Source organism: Bradyrhizobium sediminis (assembly GCF_018736105.1).
In the GTDB taxonomy this organism is placed as follows: domain Bacteria; phylum Pseudomonadota; class Alphaproteobacteria; order Rhizobiales; family Xanthobacteraceae; genus Bradyrhizobium.
Window position 1 is genome coordinate 617,022 of sequence record NZ_CP076135.1, and the last position, 23,922, is coordinate 640,943.

Sequence of the window (23,922 nt, forward strand, 5' to 3'; positions counted from 1 at the left end):
CCAAATGGTCGTAGACGCAAACGCAGCGTTTCCAGTTTTGCATTTTCCGGCGAACGGCTTGAGCGAGAGAGTTCTGCCGGCCACCTCGCGCGAGATAGCCAAAGCAGCTAAAAGCATCGCATGATTCCATGGAAGCAGATCGATACCGCTCGCGTGCCCGGCGCCGAGGTCGAACTTCGCCTGATGCAGCGCGGCGCCGAATTCTCCATGAAGATCGGGCCGAACGAACTGATGAACAGCCGTCTCAGCGGTTCGGAGGAGGCGCTGGCCACGCTCGCTTGCCGAAGGCTGGAAGCGGTCAAGGCGCCGCACCTGTTGATCGGCGGCCTCGGCATGGGCTTCACGCTGCGCGCCGCGCTCGCCGTGCTGGGATCGAAGGCGCGGATCACGGTGGCCGAACTGGTGCCGGCCGTGATCGCCTGGGCGAAAGGCCCGATGGCGGAGATTTTTGGTGACAGCCTCAGCGATCCGCGCGCCACCATTCTGTGCGCTGACGTCATCGAGGTGATTCAGTCTCACCCCGCCACGTTCGATGCCATCCTGCTCGATGTCGACAACGGCCCGGAGGGATTGATCCGGAAAGCGAACGATGCGCTCTACGACCCCGGCGGATTGAAGGCGATCCGCCGGGCGCTACGGCCGGGCGGCGTGCTCGCGGTCTGGTCGTCGGGGCCGCATCCGGCCTTCTCCAAACGGCTTCGCGACGCCGGCTTCGCGGTGAACGAGGTTGCCGTGCGCGCCACCGCCAGGCGCAGCGGCGCGCGCCATGTCATCTGGTTCGCGACGCGGCCTTGAAGGCGGGTTCCGCGGCCCCTTGATGAAATTGGCATGAAACCCGCAGGAGCCCTGAGGCAGGCTTCTTCTGATAGCATGCCATTCAACGGGAGCGTCCCCATGGTCGTTGCAGCGTTGCGCCGGACTTCCATCGCGATTGGCTGCGTGGCGTTTGTCGCCGGGCCGGCGCTGGCTCAAGCGCCCGCGGCGCTCCCCGGCTACAATGCCGCCATCGGCGAAAGCTCGATATCCGGCATCTCCTCCGGCGCGTTCATGGCGGTCCAGTTCGCCACCGCCTGGTCTTCGGTGATCAAGGGTGTCGGCGTGGTCGCCGGCGGGCCGTATTGGTGTGCGAAGGCCAACGGGTTCTTCAGCTACTGGTCTTCGATTACCAACGCGACGGGCCCATGCTTGTCCGGGCCGCTTCCCGGAATGAGCAACTTCTTCGCCAAGGCCGACGCCAAGTCGGCTTCCGGCGCGATCGACTCGCTGCAGTTCGTGCGGCGGCAGAAAATTTATCTGTTCCACGGCTATAACGACAAGGTGGTGGCACGATCGGTCGCCGATGCGGCTGCGGATTTCTATCGCCACTATCTCGGCGAGGCCAACCGCGGCAACCTCTACTACCAGACCACGATCGGAGCCGGGCATTCGCTGGTGGTCGCGCAGGATCCGCCCCGCGCCGACCTCAATGAATGCAGGGCAAGTATCAGCCCGTTCATCGATCAATGCGGCTATGACCAGGCCGGAATCATTCTCCAGCACATTTACGGTGCGTTGAGTAGCCCGAAGGCCGGTCCGTTGAGCGGGACGATCAAGCCGTTCGATCAGTCGCTTTACACCAAGCCCGGCAGCGCCGGTTCGCTGAGCCTGGGCAAGACCGGCTACGTGTTCGTGCCCAAGGAATGCGAGAATGGCGAGGCGTGCCGCGTCCATATCGCCTTGCACGGTTGCAACCAGCAGGTAGGCTCCGAAATCGGGCGGCGTTTCATCGAGCGTAGCGGATACAATGCCTGGGCAGATGCCAATCGTCTGATCGTGCTCTATCCGCAAACCACCGCGAAATGGTATCCCTACAATCCCCACGCTTGCTGGGACTGGTGGGGTTACGTCGATTACGACGACAGCTATGTCACCAAGTCCGGGGCGCAGGTCAGGACGATCAAGGCGATGCTCGACGCATTGACCGCGCGCGCGACACCGGCGGCGTCCTCACCTGCACCCGCCGGGGCTTCGATCATGCTCAGGGTCATCGACCGGTCGGACACCGGCGCCGATCTGGCATGGGTTCCGGTGGCTGGGGCGACAGCCTACCGCGTCTTTCGGGCCGGAGCCGGCGGCCCATTTACAGCGGTGGCGGTGGTGGCCGGGCCCAGTTTCGCCGATTCCGGCCTGACGCCAAAAACCGCCTATCGCTGGCGCATCGCGGCGATCGTGAACGGGGTCGAAGGTCCGGCTTCCGATGAGGCCGCGGCCGCGACGCGGCCGGTGCCCGCGCCCTGCGCCAATCCCGGCGCCTGCCCGATTGGCGAATGACGGGCAGGGGCCCTGTCACTTCCGCGCCGTCACACGATCCGCGTCGTCTTGTCGCCCCAGTAGCGATCGCGCAGCAGCCGCTTGTAGAGCTTGCCGGTCGGCAGCCGCGGCAGTTCCGCTTCGAAGTCGATCGAGCGGGGCACCTTCTGGCGCGACAGCGACTGGCTGCAGAACTGGATCAGTTCCTCGGCAAGCTCGGGGCCCGGCTGAATGCCCGGCATCGGCTGCACCACCGCCTTCACCTCCTCGCCGAGATCGGCATTGGGCACGCCGAACACCGCGGCATCCGCGATCTTGGGATGGGTGATCAGGAGGTTCTCGCATTCCTGCGGGTAAATGTTGACGCCGCCGGAGATGATCATGAAGGTCGAGCGGTCGGTCAGATAGAGAAAGCCGTCGCTGTCGACATAACCGACGTCGCCGACCGTGCTCATGGTGCCGTCAGGCGAGCGGGCTTCCCTGGTCTTGTTCGGATCGTTGAAATATTCGAACGGGGTGGCGGTCTTGAACCAGACCGTGCCCGGCGTACCTATCGGGCACGGCTTCATGTCTTCGTCGAGGATGTGCAGGTCGCCGAGCAGCACCTTGCCGACGCTGCCGCGGTGGGCGAGCCATTCCGCGCTGTCGCAGGCGGTAAAGCCGAGCCCTTCGGTGGCGCCGTAATATTCGTGGATGATCGGCCCCCACCACTTGATCATGTCTTCCTTCACCGCCGCCGGACACGGCGCCGCCGCATGGATCGCGATTTCGAGCGACGACAAATCGTGGCGCTTGCGCGCGGCCTCCGGCAGCTTCAGCATCCGCGAGAACATCGTCGGCACCAGCTGGGTATGGGTGACGCCCCATTTCTCGACCAGCTCGAGGTAACGCTCGGGATCGAAGTGCTCCATGATGATGGCGGTGCCGCCGCTGCGGATCGTGAGATTGACCGCGGCCTGCGGCGCCGAGTGATAGAGCGGCGCCGGCGACAGGTAGATCATGCCTTCGCGGTACTGCCAGAGCTTTTGCAGAAAATCGAAGATCGGCAGTTGCTGGGTCGCCGGCTGTTCCGGCAGCGGGCGCAGAATGCCCTTCGGCCGGCCGGTGGTGCCCGACGAATAGAGCATCGCGGTGCCGATGCATTCGTCCGGTATCGGCGTCTTCGGCATCCCGCGGGTTGCTTCCTGCAGGCCGACGATGCGCTCGCTCTCGCCCGGACCATCGGCGACGATGCAGAGTTCGACCTTGGGGCATTCCTTGAGCGCTTCGCGGGCCACGTCGAGCTTTGCAACCGAGGTGATGAGGATGCGGGATTCACTGTTGTTGACGATGTAGGCGAGTTCGCCCGGCGTCAGATATGAATTGACGCAAGTGTAATACAGTCCGGACCGTTCGCCGGCGCCGCAGGCTTCGAGGTAGCGGCCGTTGTTCTCCATGAATACGGCATAATGGTCGAGCCGCTTCAGGCCGCGCTGGCGCAACAGGTGCGCCAGGCGATTGCAGCGCGCCTCGAGCTCCCGATAGGTCACGGCCTCGCCGGTACTCGCCATGATGAAGGCGGGCTGCAGCGGACGAAGATGAGCATGCTTGCCGGTGTACATCGTGTCTCCAATTTTTCTTATGCGGCCAGAAGAAGAATTTCGCGCACCTGCGCCGGCGAATCGATCTTGCGCGGGTTGCGCGGGATCCACGGTGTGCCCATCGCCTGCTCCGCGATGCGGTCGAAATGCTCGGGGCCGATTCTGACGTCCTGCAGGCTGCAGGGCATGCCGAGGCCGCGGATGAAGGCCTCCAGCACGTCGCCGGCGTCCTTGCCGGGCTGCCCCATTGCTGCGGCGACCAGTGCCTGCCGCCCGGCATTGGCGGATTTGTTCCAGCGCAGCACCGACGGCAGCATCACGCAGGAAGTATATCCGTGCGGCACGTCGTAGACGGCGCCGAGCACATAGCCGATGCCGTGGCTCGCCCCCATCGGCACCCCCGAAGACAGCGGGCCCATCGAGAGCCAGGTGCCGATCTGGCAGTCCATCCGCGCGTCGAGATCGCGGGCGTCGGCCTTCACGCGCGGCAGGCCTTCGGCCAGCATCGACAATCCCTTGATCGCCTGGGCGTCGGCGTAGGGATGCGCCTCGCGCGAACACAGGCCTTCGACGCAATGGTCGACGGCGCGGATGCCGGTCGAAAGAAACAGCCATTCCGGCGTGTGTACGGTCAACGCGGGATCGAGGATCGCCGCGCGCGGCATCACCAGGTCGTGGCGCAGCATTTCCTTGACCTTGGTGCGCTCGTTGGTGACCCCGGCGATTGCGCTGAATTCGCCGCCGGCAATCGTGGTCGGCACGCTGACCTGGCGCACGACAGGCGGATTGATCGGCGGCGCGACGCCCTTGTGGGCCCGGACCCTGTCGATATCCTCGACGCTGCGAACATCGTTGGCGAGGCAGATCTGCACCGCCTTGGCGCCGTCGGTGATCGAGCCGCCGCCCACCGTGACGATGAGATCGGCATTGGCGGCGCGGGCCTGTTCGGAAGCGGCAATCACGGCGTGGCGCGGCGTGTGCGCGGGCATCGCATCGAAAGTGCCCACGCAACGCGCGCCGAGGCTTCTGCGAATCTTCTCGATCTCGTCGGTCTGGCGGTTGAGCGTGCCGCTGACCATCAGGAAGGCGCGGGTCGTGCCCAGGCGGTTCATCTGCGCGACCACGGCCCCGGCGGCGGCAGTGCCGAAAACCACCTCGTCCATGGCGCCGAAAACGACGCGGCCCTTGTACACGCTGTCCTCCCGGACGTCTTGGCCTTGTTGCGGCCTTGGGGAATAATCTAGCGGAGTCCGCGGGGAGGGGAACCACAAAATGACGCCGGTCCTCCGCGGCCGTTCTTTGGAGCGCGAACCTGCCAGAATATTTCTACGTTGAATTGCGCGATTAGGCTTGTTCCGTCGGGGAGACGGAACATCCTCTTGCCGCCCGAATGTGCGTTAAAGCCGCAGTCCCTTGACATAGATCAGTTCGGCGGCGGCGCCCCCGGGCACACGTTGCGTTCATTGACCCGCGGGCGGACACGATGACTGATGCCGGAACCGAGCCTCTACACCGATTTCCGGTGTTTCGGACATCCGATCCCGAGGAGCTCAGGCATTTCGGGTCGACATTGTTCGGGGCGGCCCGGATCGATCTTGGCGAAACCGACAGGTTCGAGGCGCGCGTCAATCTCATTACGCTTCCGGAAATCGGCCTGGCCTTTGGCGCCACCAGCTGTGACCTTGCAGCGGATCATTTGGCGGCCGACTTCATTCGGCTGCAGATCGCGCTGAAGGGCCACGCCACCACCGCAGCCGCGGGGCTGACGACCGATATCAGCCAACGCCAGCTCGCGATCACCCCGTCCGGCGCCGCCTCGCGGACGGTTTGCGAAGCGGGGCATGAACGCCTGACGCTTCGCCTCAACCAGGGCGCATTGCTGCAGAAGATGACCGCGCTCATCGGCGTCAAGCCGAGGGGCGAATTGGTCTTCCAGTCCGCGATCGGCGCAGACCAGCCCCATGCGCAGGGCCTTTGCCAGCTGCTGCAGTTTCTGTCGCGGCAACTGGATTCGACGGCATCCAGTTTGCCCGCGGCCGCTTGCCACGAACTGGAGCAGGCGGTGCAGATCGCCTTTCTGTGGGCCAGCCGCCACACCTTCAGCCATTTGCTGGAACGTCAGGAAAAGCAACCGGCGCCCGGCGTGGTCCGGCGGCTGGAGGATTTCATCGAAGCCAACTGGCAGGAGGCGATCACGATCGACCGGCTGGTCGCCGAGGCCGGCGTCAGCGCGCGATCGATCTTCAGGGCCTTCGATCGCAGCCGGGGTTATTCGCCGATGGCCTTCGCCAAGTCGGTCCGGCTCCGGCGTGCAAGAGAGGCGCTGATGTCGGGCGAACCCGGCATCAGCGTGACGGCGACCGCATTCAAATGCAATTTTGCAAGCCCGGGTCATTTCGCCAGGGACTATCGCGAGGCCTTTGGCGAACTCCCCTCCGAGACCATTGCCCGGACCCGCCGCTGATCAGGCGGCGTCCACTGTCAGGTGTGAACGAGACGCCAGACGATGGCGCCGAGCGCGCCCAGCCAGAGCACGCCGGCCGCGAGCCCCTGAACCGCAAAGCCCGGCCCGCGCTTGGCCGCGGCCCGCGAATAGCCGGCCAAGTAGAGGATGCGGCCGGCGATCCACACCAGGCCCAATAAGGCCGCGGCGGCATCGCTGATGTAGACCGCAAACAGCCAGAGCGAGGGCAGGAAAACCGGCATCCATTCCAGCGTGTTCATCTGCACCCGGAACACCCGCTCGAAATCGGGATGGCCCGACGTGGCCGGCGCCTTCACGCCCAATGCAACGCGCGCCTTCGATACCTGAATGCCGGTGAACAAGTAGAACAGGATGGCGAGGCAGGTGATGAGGGCGGTGAAATGGTACATCGCATATTCCCCATTTTCGAAGTCATTCCGGGTTCGCATCTTCGATGCGCCCCGGAATGACGGATTCGTCTCAATAGCCGGTCAGTTCCAGATATCCTAGTCCGGCGTGGCTGCCGGCAAAGCTGATCGGTCCCTCCCAGTAAGGGAAGCTGGTACCCATCCAGCTCTTCGCGTTCAGAGGCGTGGTCTCGATCGCGAGGCCGCGCGCGGGGATGACGATGCGCCATGCGGTCGGGATCTTGCGGCCTTCGATCTCGGTCGATGCCGTCGGCGTCATCGTGTTATCGCTGGATGCGATTTCGCTGGAGCGGCCGTCGGGCTGGATCCAGTTGCCGAACAGATCGGCGCGGCCGTCCTTCTGACGCAGCCGGTACAGCATGAGCTTTTCACCGGAGTCGAGATGCAGCGAGAACCAGTCCCAGCCGGTCTGATCCGGGGCGAGCGGCTGGCTGCTCCATTCGCGGTCCATCCAGGCAAGGCCGGTGACCTCGGCGGCTTTGTCGCCGATGCCGATGCGGCCGGTCGCCTTGAAGAAGGGCTGGCTGTAATAATACGAGGCCTGCCCGCGCTCGGATTTGCGGCTGTAGCCGGCGTTGCCCTGCAGCACCAGCGGCCGGTCGGCATCGAGCCGCAGCGTGTAGCTGAAATCGGCGCCCGATGCGGTGAGTTCGAGCGGCGCCAGCATGGTGTCGCGCATCGCCTCGCCCCCGCGCATTGCCCAGGAATCGATCCAGGCTTGAAACGGTTTTGGTTCGACACCGGCCTGGCCGACGCCGCCGCGGGCGAAGGTTTCACTGCTGCGGTGGGTGTCGGCGCGGGTGACGGCGGCGTGGCCCATCCAGATCTGCTGGCTGGCCCAGCCCTCTTGTTGCGCGCCCGGCCGCGATGCCTGGCGAAACAAGGTCCACTGCGCGCCATAGGCCGCGCCGGTCGAGTCCTTGAGATTGGCCGTCACGTACCACCACTCGATGCGAAACTCCGGATGCGGACCGTGATCGGCGGGAAACGCGAAGGTCTTGCCGGGCACCACGGGCGCGAACCCATCCGCGCTCTCGCCGAGACCGGCAAAGCCCTGCGCCAGCGCCGGCACCCGGCCGAGCCCGAGAAAGACAAGGCCGCCCGCAAAGGCGCGGCGGGATATCCTGACACTATCGTTCATCGGCAAAGATCTTGATCAGGCTGGTCGGCTGCATCCGCGCCAGCTTGAGAACCGGCAGCAGCGCGGCCAGCAGCGAAGCCGCCATCGCCACGCCAAGCAGTTGCAGCAATTGCAGCGGGAACACGTGAAACGGCAGCCGCCAGCCGAACGCCTTCACATTCACCACCGCGATCAGGCACCACGCCACCAGCAGGCCGAGCGGCAGCGCCAGCAGGGCGGTGATCAGCGCCACCGACAGGGTTTTGACAAGCTCGATCGACGCCAGCTCTCGCCGCGTGATTCCGATCGCCCACAACGGCGCCAGCTGCGGCAGCCGCGAGTTGCTCAGGGTCAAGAGGCTGGTGAGCAGCGCGATGCCGGCGACGCCGAGGGTGAACGTATTGAGCGCTGCCGTCACCGCGAAGGTCCGGTTGAAGATCCGCTTCGACTCCGCCTTCATCGTGGCCTGATCGGCGAGGTTGCGATCGTCGAGGCCAAATCGTTCGCGCAGGCCGGAGATCAGCGCCGGAATTTCCGCAGGCAGAACCCGCAGGCCAAACCGGGTGGCGGGGATGGCGGGGAATCGCCGCGTCAGCGCCGCGTAATTGACGGCGATCTGGCCCTTCGGGTTGCCGTAGTCGGCGTAGATGCCGATCACCTCGAGCGGCCAGCTGCCTCCGGGGGCGGGCACTTCGATGCGGTCGCCGATTCCAAGTTTCAGGCGCCGCGCCAGTTGCTCGCTGACGAGGCCGGCATCGCCTGCGCGGAGGCGAACCCAGGCATTCGCGGTTGATTCCAGCAACGGCCAGTGCTCGCTATAGGTGGGATGATCGGGCAGGCCCAATATCTCGATCGGCGCGCCGGCCATTTGCGATTCGGCGCGGCCGCCGGGCAGGATCGCCTGCACTTCAGGCCGGTTCCGCAGCCATGCCTTGATCTCGGTGGCCTGGGCGTCGCTGGCCGCGTTGACATAGACATCCGCCGCCAGCCGTCCGTCGAGCCAGCTGACAAAAGTCCGGCTGAAACTTTCGACCATGGTGCCGACACCGACATTGACCGCGAGCGCGAGCAACAGCGCCATCAGCGCCAGCGACAATCCGGAAAGCTGCTGGCGGCTGTCGGCCCAGAACCAGACCGCGAGCGGGCGATGGGCGTTGCGCTGGCCGAGTGTGAGCACGCGCTCCAGAATCGTTGGCAGCAGCAGCGCGGCCGCCAGCATCAACGCCGCCAGCACGGCAAATCCCGATACCAGGGAATCGCCGAACCACAGAAAGCCTCCGGCAGCGGCGAACACGGCGAGCGCGACCGCACTCTGCACGATCAGCCAGCGCTGCTGCGCCTGTTGCCAGGCCTGGGGCTGCGCTGCCACCAGCACCGGAAGGCGGATCGCCTTCGTCAGGGTCGCGGTTGCCGCCGCCAGCGCGCCGAGCACGCTGATGGCGAGGCCGGCAACCCACCATTCGCTTTTCAGCGTCAATTGGCCGGGGATCTGCGCGCCATAGAGTCCGCGCAGCGATGCTGCGACATCGGGCAGCAGCGACGCCGCAATGCCGTAGCCGCAGACCAGGCCGATGGCGCCGGCCACCAGCGCCAGCGATACCAGTTCGATCACCAGCACCGCGTTCAGCATGCGGGCGGACACCCCGCAGGCGCGCAGGGTTCGCAGCATCGGCCGGCGCTGCTCGAAGGCAAGGCCGACCGCCGAATTGACGATGAACAGTCCGACCACGAAGGACAAGAGGCCGAACGCCGTCAGGTTGAGGTGAAAACTGTCGGTGAGGCGTTCGAGGTCGCTTTCCGCATCGGCCTTGATCAAGTGAAGCCTGTCGCCGACGACGTTCTCCAGCGGCGCGGGTTTGCCCTTGATCTTGCCGACCACGAGGCGGGAGAGCTGGTCCGGCATGTTCAACAGCCGCTGCGCGACGCCGATATCGACCACCAGCACGCCGGGAGCAAGCTGCGCCTGCACGCGCAGCGGCGGCAGCTCGGTGCCGCCGCTCGCCAACGGCCGCGCGCCTTCCGGCAGATGGAGATCGGAAAGCACTTCCGGCGCCACCAGCATTTCTCCCGGCGGCGTGACAAAGGATTGCAGGCCTGCGCGCCCGATCGCCGGCGTATTGCCGACCTCGGCGGGCAGCGTAATCGGCTCGATGCCCAACAGGCGGAACGAGCGCCCGCCGATCTGGATACGGCCTTCGAGCACCGGCGACACCGGCCAGCCGGCGCGGCGCAGGCTGACGAACAGCGCCTGCGGGAAATTCGCGCGGTCGCGGCCGACCAGCATGGCGGTTCGGGCGCCGCCGAAGGTTGCGGCGGCGCGGTCGTAACTGATGCGCGCCTGCGCGTTCAACGCCTGCACGCCGCTCCACAACGCGGTCGCGGAAATCAGCCCGATCAGCAAGGTCGCAAGCTGCATCGGATGCCGCCGCCAGTGGCTCAGGAGAACCGCGAGCGTCCAGACCGCGCGCTTCATGCGACTAGTCCGGCATGGAGATGAATCCGGCGGTCGAGCGTGGCGGCGAGACGCTCGCTGTGCGTCACCATCAGGAAGCCGCAGCCGGTTCGCGTCACCAGGTCGCGCGTCAGCGCCAGCACATCATCCGCCGTCACCTCGTCGAGGTTGCCGGTGGGCTCGTCGGCGAGCAGCAGCAGCGGCTTGACGGCGAGCGCGCGGCCGATCGCGACGCGTTGCTGCTGGCCGCCGGACAATTGCTCGGGATAGCGCTTCAGCAGCGCGCCGAGCCCGAGCCGCTCCACCAGTTCGGCATGCCAGGCCGGATCATGACGGCCGGCAATGCGGGACTGAAACACGAGGTTGTCTTCGACGCTGAGACTCGGGATCAGGTTGAACTGCTGGAACACCAGTCCGAGCCGGTCGCGCCGCAATGCCGCCCGGCCGGCATCGCCGAGGCCGGAGACGGAGATATCAGCGAGCGTGATCTCGCCGCCGTCGGCTGCATCGAGCCCGGCAATCAAGTGCAACAGCGTGCTCTTGCCGCTGCCGGATTCGCCGGTCAGGGCGACGCGCTCGCCTGCCGCAACAGTGAGATTGACCCCGCGCAACACCACCACCTCCTCGCCGGCAGAGCGATAGGTCTTGGTCAGGTTCCTGACGCTCAGCACGATGGGGTTGCCGGTTGCCATGCCAAGCGGATGCGAAGCCTCTCGAAAGTCCATACCCAGGTTACGATCCAGCATACCAAGCCCCTGCCGGGAGATCACGGGCTCAATCGCGGCGGCGACGCGATCGTGATCCGGTTGCGGGGCGGGTCCGAGACAGCGTCAGGCGGCATCCGGCAAACCGATGCCGGGGTGCCGCGCATGGCAGGCGCCCAGGGCCCGCGATCCCTCCAGAAAAAGCCGGGTTGCATTGCCGTATGTCCCACAGGTAGCATTGCAGCAGGCCGATCAACAGGCCAGCAAATGAAAATCGGGGAGAAGGCATGACCGAGCAAACGACGCCCAAGGGCGCCTGGAAGATCACGTTTCTCCTGTTTCTGTTCATGCTGGTCAATTTCGCCGACAAGATCGTGGTCGGCCTCGCCGGCGCGCCGATCATGGACGAATTGAAACTGCAGCCGGAGCAGTTCGGCCTGCTCGGCTCCTCGTTCTTCCTGCTGTTCTCGATTTCGGCGATCGTGGTCGGCTTCATCGTCAACCGCGTTGCCACCCGCTGGGTGCTGCTGGCGATGGCGGTGATATGGTCGCTGGCACAGTTCCCGATGGTCGGCACCGTTAGTTTCACCACGCTGTTGATCTGCCGCGTAATCCTCGGCGCCGGCGAGGGGCCGGCGTTTTCGGTGGCGGCGCATGCGGTCTACAAGTGGTTTCCCGACGAGAAGCGCACGCTGCCGACCGCGATCCTGTCGCAGGGCTCCGCGTTCGGCGTGATCCTCGCAGTGCCGGCGCTGAACTGGATCATCGTCAATCACAGCTGGCACTATGCCTTCGGCGCGCTTGGCGTCGTCGGCCTGATGTGGGTGGTGGCGTGGATGGTCATGGGCAAGGAAGGCCCGCTGGTGCAGACCGTGGCGATGGCGGCGGCCGATCCCCGCGTGCCCTATTTCCAGCTCCTGACCTCGCGCACCTTCATCGGCTGCTGCGCCGCGACCTTCGGCGCCTATTGGGCGCTGTCGCTCGGGCTGACCTGGTTTACGCCCTTCATCGTCAAGGGCCTCGGCTTCTCGCAGAAGGACGCCGGGTGGATTTCGGTGCTGCCATGGGTGTTCGGCGCCGTCGTCGTGCTGCTGACGGGGTGGATTTCGCAGGTGATGCTGACGCGCGGCTTCACCACCCGCGGCGCCCGCGGCGTGCTCGGTTCGGTGCCGCTGATCGTCGGCGGCGTGATCCTCGCGGCTCTCCCGCATGTCAACGGCGCCGGCCTGCAGATTGCCTTTCTGGTGATCGGCTCCGGGCTCTGCGGCTCGATCTATGTGGTCTGTCCGCCGATGCTCGGCGAGTTCACGCCGGTGCAGCAGCGCGGCGCCGTGATCGCGATCTACGGCGCGATCTATACGCTGGCGGGCATCCTGGCGCCGTTCGTAATGGGTAGCGTGATCCAGCACGCCGCGGTGCCGCTCGACGGCTATATGATCGGCTTCAGGATCAACGCCGTGGTCCTCGTGGTCTCGGGATTGCTCGGCCTGCTGCTGCTATGGCCCAACACCGAGCGCGCGCGGCTGATGGCCCTGGCCGCGCAGCCGAAGTTCGCTTGAGGCCACGAACATAACAGCGTCGTCCCTGCGTTCGCAGGGACGACACCGAGTGTGCGTCCTACTGCAATCCGCCCTGCGCGCCGCGCACCAGCCGGCCCGGCCGCGCGCCGGTGGCAGCACCTCCGCGTTGCGTCACCACGCCTGACACGATGGTGGCGTCATAGCCGTCGACCTGCTGCAGCAAACGGCGGCCGCCGACGGGCAAGTCGTAATGCACCTTCGGCGGATGCAGATGCAGTTTGTCGTAATCGATGACGTTGAGATCGGCCTTGTAGCCGGGTGCGATCACGCCGCGGTCGGTGAGGCCGACCGACAGCGCGGTCTTGCGCGACTGCGCGGCCACCACGAACGGGATCGACAGTTTTTCACCGCGGCTGCGATCTCGCGTCCAGTGCGTCAACAGATAGGTCGGGAAGCTGGCGTCGCAGATGATGCCGCAATGCGCGCCGCCGTCGGAGAGGCCCGGCACTGCATTCGGATCGGTCAGCATCTCGCGGGTGGCATCAAGATTGCCGTCGGCGTAATTCAGGAACGGCACATAGAGCATGCCGCGGCCGTCGTCCGACAGCATGGCCTCATAGGCCAGTTCTTCCGGCTGACGGCCCTCGCGGCGGGCCCGTGCGCCCAGCGCGTTTTCCGGCGGCTGCTCGTAATCCGGGGGATCGCCGAGCAGATACATCTTGTCGTAGTTCGGCCGGAAGAACAGCGGGTCGTCGGTCGAGGTCGGCGTCTCGCTCAGGATCGCGGCGCGGACGTCGGGCTGATGCAGGCGCTTCAATCGCTCCGCCAGCGGCAGGTTCGCAATCGCGCGATAGCTCAGATGGGTCTGGAACGGGTTGCGCGACAGTTCGAGGCCAAGCAGCAGCCCGACCGGGCGCGCGGCGATCTGTGCGGTGATCGACAGCCCGCGCGCGGAAGCCTCGTTGATGGTGTCGAGCGTCTGGCGCCAGCGCCGCGGCGCCCTGTCGTTCTGGGTGATGGAAAACGACACCGGGATCCCGGTGTTCTCGGCCACCCGCAGCATCATCGGCAGGTCTTCATGGATGGTCGACAGATCGAGCACGAACTGGAACACACTGCGGCCGGTCTTCTGCATGGCGCCGGCGATCGCCGTCAGTTCGTCCTCGCCGGCCTTCAGCGTCGGGGTGAAGTCGCCGGTGGAGGTGCGGTGGTTGAGGGTGCGCGAGGTCGAAAATCCCAGCGCGCCGGCGCGCACGGCATCGCCGGCCAGCGCCGCCATGGCGGCGTTGTCTTCGGCGGTCGCCGGATCGCGGCGTGCGCCGCGTTCGCCCATCACATAGACGCGCAACGCGGCGTGCGGCAGTTGCGCGCCGATATCCATGTCGAAGCGGCGCTGCGACAGCCAGTCCATGTAGTCCGGAAAACTCTCCCAGGCCCAGGGGATGCCGGCGCTCAAGACCGGCTCGGGAATGTCCTCGACGCCTTCCATCAGCTGGATCAGCCGCTGATGATCCGACGGTCTGCACGGCGCGAAGCCGACGCCGCAATTGCCCATGATCGCTGACGTGACGCCGTTCTGCGACGACGGCGTGATGTCCTGGCTCCAGGTGACCTGCCCGTCATAATGGGTGTGAACGTCGACGAAGCCCGGCGTCACCAGTTTGCCGCGGGCGTCGATCTCTTCCTTGCCCCGGCCTGCGACCTTGCCGACCTCGGTGATGCGGCCGCCGGTGACGGCGACATCCGCCTCGAACAGGTCGCCGCCGAGGCCGTCGGCGATATTGCCGCCACGAATCACGAGGTCTGGATCGGAGGCCATGCGTTTCATCCCGGATTTGAATTGTTATTGCCGCATCATGGGTTGTCGCTCGATGCTGTCAACCGCACGGGATGAGGTTCAGGAATGCGTCAGGCGGGGCGGGCCTGCGGTTTGCGGCCGGTGGCCAGCGCCAGCAGCACCGTCAGGATCATGAAGACGACGGAAGCGCCGAACACCCAGTGCGGCATGCTCTGGTCCATGATCCAGCCGAACAGCAGCGGACCGAGGATGCCGCTGAAGTTGAAGCCGGTGGAGACGATGCCGAAGGCGCGGCCGGCCGCGCCGGGCGGCGCCGCGTCGCGGACCATCATGTCGCGCGACGGCGCGATCACGCCGCCGAGGAATCCGGCGATCGCCATCATCGCCGTCAGCAGCAGCGACGGCAGCGTGACCGTCGCGATGATCAGCACGATCATCGCATTGATGGCGAAACAGCCGGCGGCAACCTGACCGTGACGCCTCGTGCGGTCGGCGAGATAGCCGCCGGCCAGTACGCCGATGGCGCTGGCGGCGAGATAGGCGGTGAGCGCCATATTGGCTGCCGAGAACGACGCGCCATAGCCGCTCATCAGCGCGACCACGCCGAAATTGCTGATGCCGGCGTTGGACAGGCCAAGCAGCATGAAGAAGATCGTCAGCACGATGATAGCAGGCGTGATGATGTTCTGCTTCGGCGCATGCACGCCATCGATCTTGCGGTCGGCGGCGCTGGCGTCGGGCAGGCCCATCGCGATCAGCAGTAGCGCCGCCAGCGGCCCCACCGCGCCGGCTACGATCAGCGCGCCGAGCCCGCCGACGGTCGCCACCAGTGCGGCGATGATGGCGGGCGCCACCGCGCCGCCCAAGAATCCCGCAAAGGTGTGGATCGAAAAGGCGCGTCCCATACGTGCCTCGTCCATATGCGCCGACAGGATCGCGTAATCGGCCGGATGATAGACGCTGTTGGCGAGGCCGAGCAGCGCGGCGCTGACGATCAGCCAGAAATAGCTCAACTGCAGGCCGAGCATGATCAGTGCGCAGCCGCCGAGCGTGAGGCCCATCAGCAGGACCTTGCGGGCGCCGATATGGTCGGCGAGGTATCCGGTCGGCGCCTGCGTCAGGCCGGAGACGACGCCGAACACGGTGAGCGCGAAACCGAGCTCGATATAGCCGACGCCGAGCTGCTCCTTGAGGAACGGGAACAGCATCGGCAGCACGAACAGATGAAAATGGCTGACCCAATGGGCGATCGAGATCGCCACCAGCGTGCGCAGCGAGGTGTCCGACTTCGCTTGTTGCGGTGCGGCCAGAATGTCGGCCATCTTGAACTGAAACCCCGTTTGAGATGAACGGCCCGGCAAGGCAGGGCAAATTATCGGCTGGGCCGGTTATTTGTCCATGAATATGGCTGCATGGCAGCCCTCGCGAGGGGCACGGGAACGGCGAAATTCGGGAAGACTAAGCCGCTTGAGCTGCGATCGAAATTCGCCGCGCCCTCCGATTTCGGACTTAAGGAGGCTTCTCTACAACGGCTCGTCGTCGTCGCCGCTGCGGTCGCGCTTCGGCGTGGCGATGTCGCCATCCTCGAAGTCGTCATCGTCGGCCGGCGCCGGCGGTGGCTTCTTCTTCGATTTGCCGTCGTCCTTGTTCGGACGTTCGGTCTTTTTCTTGATTCCACCCATTTTCCCGATTCCACCCATGTCATTCCCTTTGATCGGGTCGGTCACATCGGCGGATCGACCTCAATGTCACCGCCTTTTGCTGGGCATATTAGCCCCAATCCGACAAATTTTTCCTGCCTTTTTCCGTTGTTAGGTGTAAACGGAGGCATAACCCCGAGCATGATCCAGAAAATGGAGACCCTCAGGACAAACGCGTAGCGTTTGCCCCGGGCATGCTCAAACAACAGATGAGATCATGATCCCGTTCAATCGGATCATGATTTGGAGCCAAGATGAAAAAGCCGAAGATCGAAGCCGTCGAAGAACAGCAGCCTCGCAAGATCCTGCGCGCCGATAAAGCGCCGACCACCGGGTACTCGCTGGTCGTGGACGGTCACTTCAAGTCGCACCACGACACCGTCGAGGCCGCCGAAGAAGCGGGCATGGCACTGAAGAACAAGTTCCCGATGCTCCAGGTGCAGGTCTACGATGCCGCGACCAAGACGCGGTCGATGGTGCAATGGCCGGTGCCGGCGTAGTGCATTGCACTGTGCTGGGCTCATCCTTCGAGACGGCGCGTCGCGCCTCCTCAGGATGAGGTCTACCAGACCCTCATGGTGAGGAGCGCGGCAACGCCGCGCGTCTCGAACCATGAGGCCGGGCAGGTGCGACCAGGCAATCTGCTCTCGTGGTTTAAGTGCGGCGTCCGCCGCTCTGCTGGCTCGCCAGCCAATCCGACAGCGCCGGGGCTTTTTCGCCCGACTTCTTCGGTGATTTGGCGCGCGTCGTTTTCGCGGCGGGAGGTCGCGGCGGCTCGGCGGCTTCGCGGGCGAGCCGCAGTGCTTTCAGCCTGGCCATGTTGTCGAGCACGGCTTTCGTTGCGGCGTCGCGCTCGGTGCCGCCGGCCCTGGCCTGGCTTGCTGCGCGCGTAGCCTTGTTGAAACGCGCATCGGCGCGGTCGCGATCTTCTTTGGTCATCTAGCTCGTTTTCTTTTTCTTGGGTTTGGCCTTGGCCTTTACCTTCGGCTCCGGCGGGTTCTCTCGGTCGGCGGCTTCCTTTGCCAGTCGCAGCGCGCGCAGGTCCGCCGTCCGCTTCCGAATCGCGATGTCGGCCGCCGCGATATCGGCCATCGCCTTGATGCCTTCGGCATTCTGGGCGGCCTTTCGGCTCAGTCTGATCTCTCTCAGTTCGGCCGGCGTTTTCGGTTCGTCGTTCATCGGGTGCCTCAAATTCACGGCGCCCAGCATGGGTGCAGCAACCTGTCCAATACACTATATATGCATCTGGACAGGGCAAGTTTAGGCCGCCTTTCGGAGCAAAAGAGCCGCTTTTCGGCCCAAATCAGCGATCGTGGTGAAGCTCGGCTTCGTCCGCGTCGCTCTCGAGGCCAGCCGGATCGAAGTTCTCGATCCAGGACTGCAAGGCCGGCGAGAGGTGTCCGGCGGCCTTCATCTGCCGCAAGGCGATCCGGATCGTGGTGCGGCCATGGCGGTCCTGCGCCAGCGCCGATGGCGGCTCGTTGGCATCGATCGCTTCCACGATGCGCCGCTTGATCGCCGAGGTCTCGGGCTGTCCGAACCGCTCGATCATTTCCTGAAACGAATCATGGCGGGCCGCGTCGAACGGCCGGGGCTCGCCCAACCCATCGCGCGCCGGATGCGGCGGATAGAGATGCGCGCAGGGAACCCAGCCCTCGGGGATCGGCTCGGTCGCGGGATGGGTCCGGCCGCTCTTCAACAGCTTCGGCAGGACATGGGTGTGCGGCCCGTCGGGGCTTTTTCCCGAAGCGTGCGGAATCGGCTGATAGACCTCGATCCGGCCGAGCCGGCTGATGAAGACGCGGTACGGATTGGAGGCCAGAATCAATCCCATCGCGGGATTGCCGGGCTCGAACACCGCCCGGCCGGCGTGCCGGCGCAATTGTGCCGCGGTGTCGCTATCGCCGACGCGGACGCAGAAATCCGCATGTGGCGCGCCGAGGCCGAGATCGAACAGAACCGATTCGCGATCCTCCGCGCGCAGGGCGTCGCGGTCGGCGCCGAGTTCGGTCAGCACGGTCCGGCCGCCCATCGCGCCATCGTCGTCGGCCAGGCACAGCGCGATCCGCTGATTCCAGCCCGATTTGGTGATGCTCTCGGAGGCGAGCGGCCGGTTGCGCGGATGATGCCTGATGATGATGCCGCCGCGCGGCGTGACGGCCGACACGGCGTCGTCGGCCTGCCGCAGTGCGACCGGCTCATCGCGGGCGCGCGCGAACTCGGCGATGGCGCCGAAGGTGCCGAGGCTCCATTGCGTATCGGAATCGGCGATCGCCCTGTGCAGCAGATCGATCGTCGCAGCCGTCATCGCTCGATATTCTCCCGGCATTTAGGCCGGCAGAATATCGTCTGGTTCGATCAGTACAAGCCGGTCCGGGCAGAGCCCGGACCGGCTATGGTGTCTCAGAACGTCGCGCCGGCCTTCACCATGTAGGTACGGCCCGGCAGCGGGTAGGCGCTGAAGCGGCCGGCAGTGAAGCTGCTCGCCACCGCGTAGTCGTAATACAGCGCGTCGAGGATGTTGTTCACGGAGAGCGACCAGAAGAAATGCTCGTATTCGCCGCTCAGCTTGAAGTCGATGGTGGCGCTGGCCGGAATCCGCCGCTGGGTGTTGGCCTGGTCGTTGTCCATGAAGCGTTCGCTCCAGCCGCGCACGGTGGCGTCCGCAACCAGATATTTCTGCCAGATGTTCCAGGTCACGCCGCCGCTGGCGGTGTAGCGGGACACCAGCGGAACGTCGTTGCCGGCAAACTGGCCTTCGCGGAACACCGCGCGGGTATAGGCCATGCCGCCTCGCAGCAGCACTTCGTCGCTGACGCGCAGTGATGCGCTGGTCTCCGAGCCGTAACGGCGGGTCGGATCGAGATTGACGTTGTAGAACAGCGCCGGGATGAAATGGATCTCGTTCTCGAGGTCCATGCCGTAGATGCTGGATTGCATCTGGAACCTGCCCGACTTGACGCGGAAACCGCCTTCGATGTCGTGCGAGGTCTGGGTCTTCAGCCTGAAGTCGCCGGGGAGCGCGTTGAAGAACGGATCGAAAGCGGGGCCGGAGGATAATCTCTCATCGACATTCGGCGTGCGGAACGCGCGGGCGGCGCGGCCGAATACCGAGAAGACATTGTTGAAGCGATGTTCGAGGCCGATATGCAGGGCATATTGGCCTTCCTGACTATCCAGCGGCAGGTTTTGCGCACTGCAGCTAAAGAAGAAAGCGCAATTCGGATCGTTGTTGAGAATATCCCTGGCTTTCAGCGTCGTTTGCTGCACACGCGCGCCATACGAAAAATCGGTCGTCGGCAACAGCCCGATGGTCTGCTGCCAGTAACCGGCCAGCGTCTGCTGCTGGAGATCATAGGTGTGGATCGGCGGCGTGCCCTTGTTTACCGGGCGCTCCTGGTGAAAGGATGCGTCGTAGTAGTCGACGCCGGTCAGGATCGACGACGGCAGCCCGAACATCACGTTCTTGATGCTCAGGCGCGGCGTGATCGACCAGGTCTGCAGATGGCTGTCGACGTAACTGTTGCCGAAGGGATTGAAGAACCCGGCCTGCTGCTTCTTGTCCCGCACGCCGCCGTCGACGATCAGGTCGACGCCGTTCATCAAGGTCTTGGTGAAGCCGGCGGTGGCGTTGGCGCCCTGCTGGTTGCCGTAGTCGAACGGCGTGCTGGTGCCGCGGCGATTGGTGGTGAGCTGGTCGAGGCCGATCGACGGATCGACCGTGCGACCGCCCGGGAAACCCAGCTTCTGGTCGTCGCCGGACAGGGTCAGGAACGCGGTGAGATCGGACGTGGTGTAGTTGAGGTTGCCGATGCCGTTGCGCTGGTCCAGCGCATTGTTGACCCGGTAGCCGTCGGACTTGATGCCGTTGCCGTAGAACGACGCCGACCACGGGCCGTAATTGGTCGCGGCCGAGAACGAAACCATGCGGGCGTTGAAGGATCCGGCGCCGGCCTCGGCGCGGATCGCGGCCGGCGGGCCGCCGACGCCGTTTTTCAGCACGATGTTGATGACGCCGCCGATCGCGTTGTCGCCGTAGAGCACCGCGCCGCTGTTGCCCCGGGTGATCTCGATGCGCTCGATCGAATCGCGCGGAATGGTGGAGAAGTCGACGCCCTGCATGTCGACGTCGCTGACCCTGCGTCCGTTGATCAGGAGCAGGGTATTGGAGCTGGCAAAGGCGCCGAATCCGCGCAGATCGACGCTGGTCTTCACGCCGTTGACGCCGCCATACAGGCTGGTCAGCTGCACGCCCGGCGTCTGCGCGATGATTTCCTGCAACGTCGCTGCCGGCGAATGCGCGATCTCCTCCGCGGTGATCACGGTCGCGGATGCGCCGACGATGCCATTGAATTGCCTGATAGCCGTGGCGCCGGTTGCGGTTCCGCCGGCGGACGGCGCGGCATTGCGCCGGTTGGTTGGCGCGGGCGCTATGCGGCGCGAACCCTGTTCCTGATCGGTCCTGGGCCTGGCCCGGTTCTCGTCATTGGGGGCGCTGATTTCGATCGGCGGCAGGGCGGCCGCGACCTGCTGCGCGCGGGCAGCGGAAACGCCGAGAGAAAGAACGGGCACAAGGAAAGTGGTGGCAAGCCAACAGCTGCGGCGCCGCTGTGCGGCCAGAGAGATGGAAGACATGGTTGGACCTCGGTATGACGTCAGTGGCACGTCACAGCGAACGAAGTCTCACCTTTGTGCTCCAAGCACTTCTGGTGAAGCTAATGTCTGTACTCCCCGACCGACATCTTCGCGTGTGACCACGGTTGACGGCAGGTCTCCTGGCTCGCGGGTCGTAACCCTTCGTCGCCTTCCCAGGACCGAGATTCCCAGTGGCATAGGACGAAAGATTCACCGCTTACAGTTGCGGGGGCAGCCGCGGCATTGGGGAGGTCTCCCCGCACCGCATTCCCTTTTGATCCCCAAACGAGGGAACCGTCGCGGATATCTAGAAGTTTGCCGGGCGCGGAGTCAATGCTCATCGTTCAGGCCGCCGCCTGAGCCGGGATCGGGCACGCATTTTGTTCGTGGCCCCGCTTGTGCCCGACCTCAATCATTGTAAGAGCATGGGAAAGCGGCGCGGCTCGCCGCCCCGGGAATGAATTGATGAGCATTCAGAACGTCATGGCGATGGCGGACACCGCGGCGCGGCGGCGCGCCGGCGTGATGGCCGCGCTCGCGATGCTGGTCGTGCTGCTGGTGCTGATCTCGCTCGGAACCGGTCCAGTGTGGCTGTCGCCGCCGGCCGTGGCTGAGGCGCTGTTCGGCGGCGGCAGCGATGTGGCACAGGTGATCGTGCGCGAGATCCGGCTGCCGCGTACGATTTTGGGATTCGCGATCGGCGCGATACTCGGACTGTCCGGCGCCGCATTGCAGGGATTGCTGCGCAATCCGCTGGCCTCGCCGTCGTTGTTCGGCGCGCCGCAATCGGCGGCCTTCGGGGCGGTGCTGGTGATCGCGCTCGGGCTCGCCGATGTGCGCTCCTACGCGCTCCCTGTCGCGGCGATCCTGGCGGCATTCGCTTCCGTTTTCGTGCTGCTCGCGATCGCCGGCCGCAATGCCGGCCTCTTGATCCTGATTCTCGCCGGCCTCGCGATCTCGAGTCTTGCGGGAGCCGCGACGGCATTGGTGATGAACCTCTCCAGCAATCCCTTCGTGGTGCTCGAAATTGCGTTCTGGCTGCTCGGCTCGCTGGAGGACCGCAGTTTTCAGCATGTTGCGCTGGCGCTCCCGTTCATCGCCGCGGGCGCGCTCATCCTGATGAGCCAGCGCAACGCCTTCCGCGCGCTCAGCCTCGGCGAGGAGACCGCCCAAAGCCTCGGCGTCGATGTCGGCCGGCTACGGCTGGTGGTGATCGCAGGCGTCGCGCTCGGCGTCGGCGGCGCGGTCGCGGTGTCAGGCACCATCGGCTTCATCGGCCTGGTCGCGCCGCATCTGATGCGGCCCCTGATCGGGCACGATCCGACGCGGCTGCTGGTTCCGAGCGCGCTCACCGGAGCTGCGTTGCTGTTGGCCGCCGATATCGCGGTGCGCATCATTCCATCGACCAGCGACATCAAGGTCGGCGTCTTGACCTCGATCATCGGCGTGCCGTTCTTCCTCTATCTGATCATGCGCGAACGCCGCGCGCTCGGCGGAGGCGTCACATGACCGCTTCCGCCTTCCTCACCGCGCAGGGTGTGAACGTTAAGCTAGCCGGCCGCGCGGTGCTCAACGATATCTCGCTGTCGCTTTCGCCGGGGCATCTGGTCGCGCTGGTCGGGCCGAACGGCGCCGGCAAGACCACGCTGTTGCGCGCATTGGCAGGGCTGCTGCCGTCGGACGGCGCCATCTCCATCGGCGGCGAGGCCTTGTCGTCGCTGTCGCTGCGCCAGCGCGCCCGGCGCTTCGGCTATCTGCCGCAGGGCCACATCGTGCACTGGCCGCTGCCGGCGCGCGATATCGTGGCGCTCGGCCGCTATCCGCATGGTGCGACCGATCCGGCGCGATTGAGCCCCGGGGATGTCGAGGCGGTGCAGCGGGCGATGCAGGCCGCCGACGTCGTTGCCTTCGGCGATCGCCGCGTCACCGAGCTGTCCGGCGGCGAACGCAGCCGCGTTGCGCTGGCGCGCGTGCTGGCGGTGGAAGCGCCGGCGATCCTGGCCGACGAGCCGACCGCCTCGCTCGATCCGCGTCACCAGTTCGACGTCATGAAAGGCCTGCGCGCCGCCGCCGACCGCGGCGTGCTGGTGATCGTGGTGACCCACGATCTCGGCCTCGCCGCGCGATTCGCAGATCATGTCCTGGTGCTCTGCGAGGGCCGCCTGGTCGCGCAAGGCACGCCCGCCGCGGCGCTGTCGGAACAGGTGATGGCCGATGTGTTCAGGATCAGCGCCTATCGCGCGGAATACCAGCGAGAGCCCGTGATCGTGCCGTGGGCGGAAATCTGATGCCGGCGCGCCTCGGATCGTTGGCCGTTGCGGTCGCCATCGCTTCGTTCGCGACGTTCGGCGCTGTGCCGCCCGCGTCCGCCGTGGGCCCACGCATCGTGTCGATGAACGTCTGCACCGACCAGGTGCTGCTGACGCTGGCCGATCCCGAGCAGATCCTCGGCCTCAGCCGGTTTTCCAGGGATGCCTGGGTGGCCGGCGATGCCAACCGTTATCCGACGCTGTCGGGCGGCGCCGAGGATGTGCTGGTGCTGAAGCCCGACGTGGTGGTCGCCAGCCTGTTCGACAAGCGCTCGACACGGGAACTGTTGAAGGCGAACGGGCTGCGTCTCGCCGAGCTTGCCGTGCCGCGCACCCTCGACGAAGTGAAAGGCCAGATTCGCGAGCTCGGCGACATCGCCGGACATCCCGACCGCGCCGCGCAACAGATCGCCCGGCTCGATGCGGCGCTCGCCCGTGCGCGCCAGGCCGTCGCCGACAGGCATTACCGGGTGCTGCCGCTGTCGCGGCGCGGCTGGGTGGCGGGCCGCGACAGCTTTGTCGGCTCGCTGCTGGCCGAGACCGGACTGTTGAACACCGCCGGCGAATTCGGTTTTGCTTCTGGTGGTTTCGCCTCGCTCGAGGAAATCGTGAAGCTGAAGCCCGATCTGCTGCTGGTGTCGCAGGCCGGCGACGTCGCGCGCGATGACGGCCAGGCCTTCCTGCTGCACCCGGCGCTCGAGCGGTTCTATCCGGCGGCCAAACGCATCGTCATCCCGGAACGGCTGACCGAATGCGGCGGCGTGATGCTGGCCGAAGCGCTGGACGTGCTGGTCAAGGAGTTGAGGCGGGTGGGGCGGTAGTACGGTCCTCACCCTGAGGAGCGGTCCAAAGGACCGCGTCTCGAAGGGTGGCCGCACGTCCTTCGAGACGCGCGCAAGGGCGCGCTCCTCAGGACGAGGGAA

Annotated in this window: 21 protein-coding genes and 1 riboswitch; of the genes, 8 read left to right on the forward strand and 13 right to left on the reverse strand. The window is 65.6% G+C overall.

Annotation, left to right across the window (positions count from 1 at the left end; genetic code table 11):
• Positions 1–120: 120 nt before the first annotated feature.
• Together KMZ68_RS02975 and KMZ68_RS02980 are read left to right on the forward strand one after the other, a co-directional pair.
• Positions 121–795, forward strand: coding sequence for a spermidine synthase (locus KMZ68_RS02975; protein WP_215614421.1), 675 nt, complete (start codon positions 121–123; stop codon positions 793–795).
• 99 nt (positions 796–894) lie between these two features.
• A complete protein-coding gene (locus KMZ68_RS02980; RefSeq protein ID WP_215614422.1) occupies positions 895–2,310 on the forward strand; it encodes an extracellular catalytic domain type 2 short-chain-length polyhydroxyalkanoate depolymerase in 1,416 nt (471 codons plus the stop codon).
• Between the two features lie 29 nt (positions 2,311–2,339).
• On the opposite strand, the gene KMZ68_RS02985 is transcribed toward KMZ68_RS02980, so the two are convergent.
• Both KMZ68_RS02985 and KMZ68_RS02990 read right to left on the reverse strand, forming a co-directional pair.
• Positions 2,340–3,890: an AMP-binding protein gene (locus tag KMZ68_RS02985; protein ID WP_215614423.1), complete on the reverse strand. Its 1,551-nt coding sequence runs from the start codon at positions 3,888–3,890 to the stop codon at positions 2,340–2,342.
• 17 nt (positions 3,891–3,907) lie between these two features.
• Positions 3,908–5,062 carry an iron-containing alcohol dehydrogenase gene (locus tag KMZ68_RS02990; RefSeq protein ID WP_215614424.1) on the reverse strand — a complete coding sequence of 385 codons (1,155 nt, stop codon included), beginning with the start codon at positions 5,060–5,062 and terminating at the stop codon, positions 3,908–3,910.
• A 290-nt stretch (positions 5,063–5,352) separates the two neighbouring features.
• On the opposite strand from KMZ68_RS02990, the gene KMZ68_RS02995 reads away from it, so the two are divergent.
• A complete protein-coding gene (locus KMZ68_RS02995; protein WP_215614425.1) occupies positions 5,353–6,333 on the forward strand; it encodes an AraC family transcriptional regulator in 981 nt (326 codons plus the stop codon).
• Positions 6,334–6,350: 17 nt separating this feature from the next.
• Here KMZ68_RS02995 and KMZ68_RS03000 read toward each other — a convergent pair whose 3' ends face one another.
• From KMZ68_RS03000 to KMZ68_RS03015, 4 genes are all read right to left on the reverse strand, one after another.
• On the reverse strand, positions 6,351–6,743 hold the full coding sequence (locus KMZ68_RS03000; RefSeq protein ID WP_215614426.1) for an MAPEG family protein: 393 nt from the start codon (positions 6,741–6,743) through the stop codon (positions 6,351–6,353).
• A 70-nt stretch (positions 6,744–6,813) separates the two neighbouring features.
• Complete coding sequence (locus tag KMZ68_RS03005) at positions 6,814–7,902, reverse strand: lipocalin-like domain-containing protein (RefSeq protein WP_215614427.1); 1,089 nt, start codon at positions 7,900–7,902, stop codon at positions 6,814–6,816.
• Complete coding sequence (locus KMZ68_RS03010) at positions 7,892–10,354, reverse strand: FtsX-like permease family protein (protein WP_215614428.1); 2,463 nt, start codon at positions 10,352–10,354, stop codon at positions 7,892–7,894. The genes KMZ68_RS03005 and KMZ68_RS03010 overlap by 11 nt, the downstream gene beginning before the upstream one ends.
• A complete protein-coding gene (locus KMZ68_RS03015) occupies positions 10,351–11,004 on the reverse strand; it encodes an ABC transporter ATP-binding protein (RefSeq protein WP_215616168.1) in 654 nt (217 codons plus the stop codon). The genes KMZ68_RS03010 and KMZ68_RS03015 overlap by 4 nt, the downstream gene beginning before the upstream one ends.
• Positions 11,005–11,324: 320 nt before the next feature.
• On the opposite strand from KMZ68_RS03015, the gene KMZ68_RS03020 reads away from it, so the two are divergent.
• Complete coding sequence (locus KMZ68_RS03020) at positions 11,325–12,596, forward strand: MFS transporter (RefSeq protein ID WP_215614429.1); 1,272 nt, start codon at positions 11,325–11,327, stop codon at positions 12,594–12,596.
• Positions 12,597–12,654: 58 nt separating this feature from the next.
• On the opposite strand, the gene KMZ68_RS03025 is transcribed toward KMZ68_RS03020, so the two are convergent.
• From KMZ68_RS03025 to KMZ68_RS03035, 3 genes are all read right to left on the reverse strand, one after another.
• Positions 12,655–14,376 (reverse strand): N-acyl-D-amino-acid deacylase family protein, encoded by a 1,722-nt coding sequence (locus KMZ68_RS03025; protein WP_215614430.1) that lies wholly within the window; start codon positions 14,374–14,376, stop codon positions 12,655–12,657.
• Between the two features lie 89 nt (positions 14,377–14,465).
• Positions 14,466–15,677, reverse strand: a complete 1,212-nt coding sequence (locus KMZ68_RS03030; RefSeq protein WP_215614431.1) for an MFS transporter — start codon at positions 15,675–15,677, stop codon at positions 14,466–14,468.
• A 201-nt stretch (positions 15,678–15,878) separates the two neighbouring features.
• Entirely contained in the window at positions 15,879–16,037 is a 159-nt protein-coding gene (locus KMZ68_RS03035; protein ID WP_215614432.1) for a hypothetical protein, read from the reverse strand.
• A 272-nt stretch (positions 16,038–16,309) separates the two neighbouring features.
• Between KMZ68_RS03035 and KMZ68_RS03040 the strand changes: the two genes are divergently transcribed.
• Entirely contained in the window at positions 16,310–16,555 is a 246-nt protein-coding gene (locus KMZ68_RS03040; RefSeq protein WP_215614433.1) for a hypothetical protein, read from the forward strand.
• A gap of 154 nt (positions 16,556–16,709) precedes the next feature.
• Here the strand turns inward: KMZ68_RS03040 and KMZ68_RS03045 are convergent, their stop codons facing one another.
• From KMZ68_RS03045 to KMZ68_RS03060, 4 genes are all read right to left on the reverse strand, one after another.
• Positions 16,710–16,994 carry a hypothetical protein gene (locus tag KMZ68_RS03045; protein WP_249779506.1) on the reverse strand — a complete coding sequence of 95 codons (285 nt, stop codon included), beginning with the start codon at positions 16,992–16,994 and terminating at the stop codon, positions 16,710–16,712.
• The gene (locus KMZ68_RS03050; protein WP_215614434.1) at positions 16,995–17,234 is read right to left on the reverse strand and encodes a transcriptional regulator; all 240 of its coding nucleotides are present in this window, start codon (positions 17,232–17,234) and stop codon (positions 16,995–16,997) included.
• A 124-nt stretch (positions 17,235–17,358) separates the two neighbouring features.
• Positions 17,359–18,363: a DUF6925 family protein gene (locus KMZ68_RS03055; RefSeq protein ID WP_215614435.1), complete on the reverse strand. Its 1,005-nt coding sequence runs from the start codon at positions 18,361–18,363 to the stop codon at positions 17,359–17,361.
• A gap of 95 nt (positions 18,364–18,458) precedes the next feature.
• Positions 18,459–20,690: a TonB-dependent receptor gene (locus KMZ68_RS03060; RefSeq protein WP_215614436.1), complete on the reverse strand. Its 2,232-nt coding sequence runs from the start codon at positions 20,688–20,690 to the stop codon at positions 18,459–18,461.
• Between the two features lie 113 nt (positions 20,691–20,803).
• Positions 20,804–21,004, reverse strand: a riboswitch (cobalamin riboswitch).
• Between the two features lie 151 nt (positions 21,005–21,155).
• Between KMZ68_RS03060 and KMZ68_RS03065 the strand changes: the two genes are divergently transcribed.
• From KMZ68_RS03065 to KMZ68_RS03075, 3 genes are read left to right on the forward strand one after another with little or no spacing between them, the layout of a single operon-like run.
• Entirely contained in the window at positions 21,156–22,199 is a 1,044-nt protein-coding gene (locus KMZ68_RS03065; protein ID WP_215614437.1) for a FecCD family ABC transporter permease, read from the forward strand.
• The gene (locus KMZ68_RS03070) at positions 22,196–22,978 is read left to right on the forward strand and encodes an ABC transporter ATP-binding protein (RefSeq protein ID WP_215614438.1); all 783 of its coding nucleotides are present in this window, start codon (positions 22,196–22,198) and stop codon (positions 22,976–22,978) included. Before KMZ68_RS03065 ends, KMZ68_RS03070 begins: the two co-directional genes overlap by 4 nt.
• Positions 22,978–23,820 (forward strand): ABC transporter substrate-binding protein, encoded by an 843-nt coding sequence (locus tag KMZ68_RS03075; RefSeq protein WP_215614439.1) that lies wholly within the window; start codon positions 22,978–22,980, stop codon positions 23,818–23,820. The genes KMZ68_RS03070 and KMZ68_RS03075 overlap by 1 nt, the downstream gene beginning before the upstream one ends.
• The last annotated feature ends 102 nt before the right edge of the window (positions 23,821–23,922 follow it).

What these genes read in the sequence shown, in the direction of transcription:
- KMZ68_RS02975 (WP_215614421.1), top strand. Translation starts at nt 121, where the DNA reads ATGATTCCATGGAAGCAGATCGATACCGCTCGCGTGCCCGGCGCCGAG.
- KMZ68_RS02980 (WP_215614422.1), top strand. Translation starts at nt 895, where the DNA reads ATGGTCGTTGCAGCGTTGCGCCGGACTTCCATCGCGATTGGCTGCGTG.
- KMZ68_RS02985 (WP_215614423.1), bottom strand. Translation starts at nt 3,890, where the DNA reads ATGTACACCGGCAAGCATGCTCATCTTCGTCCGCTGCAGCCCGCCTTC.
- KMZ68_RS02995 (WP_215614425.1), top strand. Translation starts at nt 5,353, where the DNA reads ATGACTGATGCCGGAACCGAGCCTCTACACCGATTTCCGGTGTTTCGG.
- KMZ68_RS03000 (WP_215614426.1), bottom strand. Translation starts at nt 6,743, where the DNA reads ATGTACCATTTCACCGCCCTCATCACCTGCCTCGCCATCCTGTTCTAC.
- KMZ68_RS03005 (WP_215614427.1), bottom strand. Translation starts at nt 7,902, where the DNA reads ATGAACGATAGTGTCAGGATATCCCGCCGCGCCTTTGCGGGCGGCCTT.
- KMZ68_RS03010 (WP_215614428.1), bottom strand. Translation starts at nt 10,354, where the DNA reads ATGAAGCGCGCGGTCTGGACGCTCGCGGTTCTCCTGAGCCACTGGCGG.
- KMZ68_RS03020 (WP_215614429.1), top strand. Translation starts at nt 11,325, where the DNA reads ATGACCGAGCAAACGACGCCCAAGGGCGCCTGGAAGATCACGTTTCTC.
- KMZ68_RS03025 (WP_215614430.1), bottom strand. Translation starts at nt 14,376, where the DNA reads ATGGCCTCCGATCCAGACCTCGTGATTCGTGGCGGCAATATCGCCGAC.
- KMZ68_RS03030 (WP_215614431.1), bottom strand. Translation starts at nt 15,677, where the DNA reads ATGGCCGACATTCTGGCCGCACCGCAACAAGCGAAGTCGGACACCTCG.
- KMZ68_RS03035 (WP_215614432.1), bottom strand. Translation starts at nt 16,037, where the DNA reads ATGGGTGGAATCAAGAAAAAGACCGAACGTCCGAACAAGGACGACGGC.
- KMZ68_RS03040 (WP_215614433.1), top strand. Translation starts at nt 16,310, where the DNA reads ATGAAAAAGCCGAAGATCGAAGCCGTCGAAGAACAGCAGCCTCGCAAG.
- KMZ68_RS03045 (WP_249779506.1), bottom strand. Translation starts at nt 16,994, where the DNA reads ATGACCAAAGAAGATCGCGACCGCGCCGATGCGCGTTTCAACAAGGCT.
- KMZ68_RS03050 (WP_215614434.1), bottom strand. Translation starts at nt 17,234, where the DNA reads ATGAACGACGAACCGAAAACGCCGGCCGAACTGAGAGAGATCAGACTG.
- KMZ68_RS03055 (WP_215614435.1), bottom strand. Translation starts at nt 18,363, where the DNA reads ATGACGGCTGCGACGATCGATCTGCTGCACAGGGCGATCGCCGATTCC.
- KMZ68_RS03060 (WP_215614436.1), bottom strand. Translation starts at nt 20,690, where the DNA reads ATGTCTTCCATCTCTCTGGCCGCACAGCGGCGCCGCAGCTGTTGGCTT.
- KMZ68_RS03065 (WP_215614437.1), top strand. Translation starts at nt 21,156, where the DNA reads ATGAGCATTCAGAACGTCATGGCGATGGCGGACACCGCGGCGCGGCGG.
- KMZ68_RS03070 (WP_215614438.1), top strand. Translation starts at nt 22,196, where the DNA reads ATGACCGCTTCCGCCTTCCTCACCGCGCAGGGTGTGAACGTTAAGCTA.
- KMZ68_RS03075 (WP_215614439.1), top strand. Translation starts at nt 22,978, where the DNA reads ATGCCGGCGCGCCTCGGATCGTTGGCCGTTGCGGTCGCCATCGCTTCG.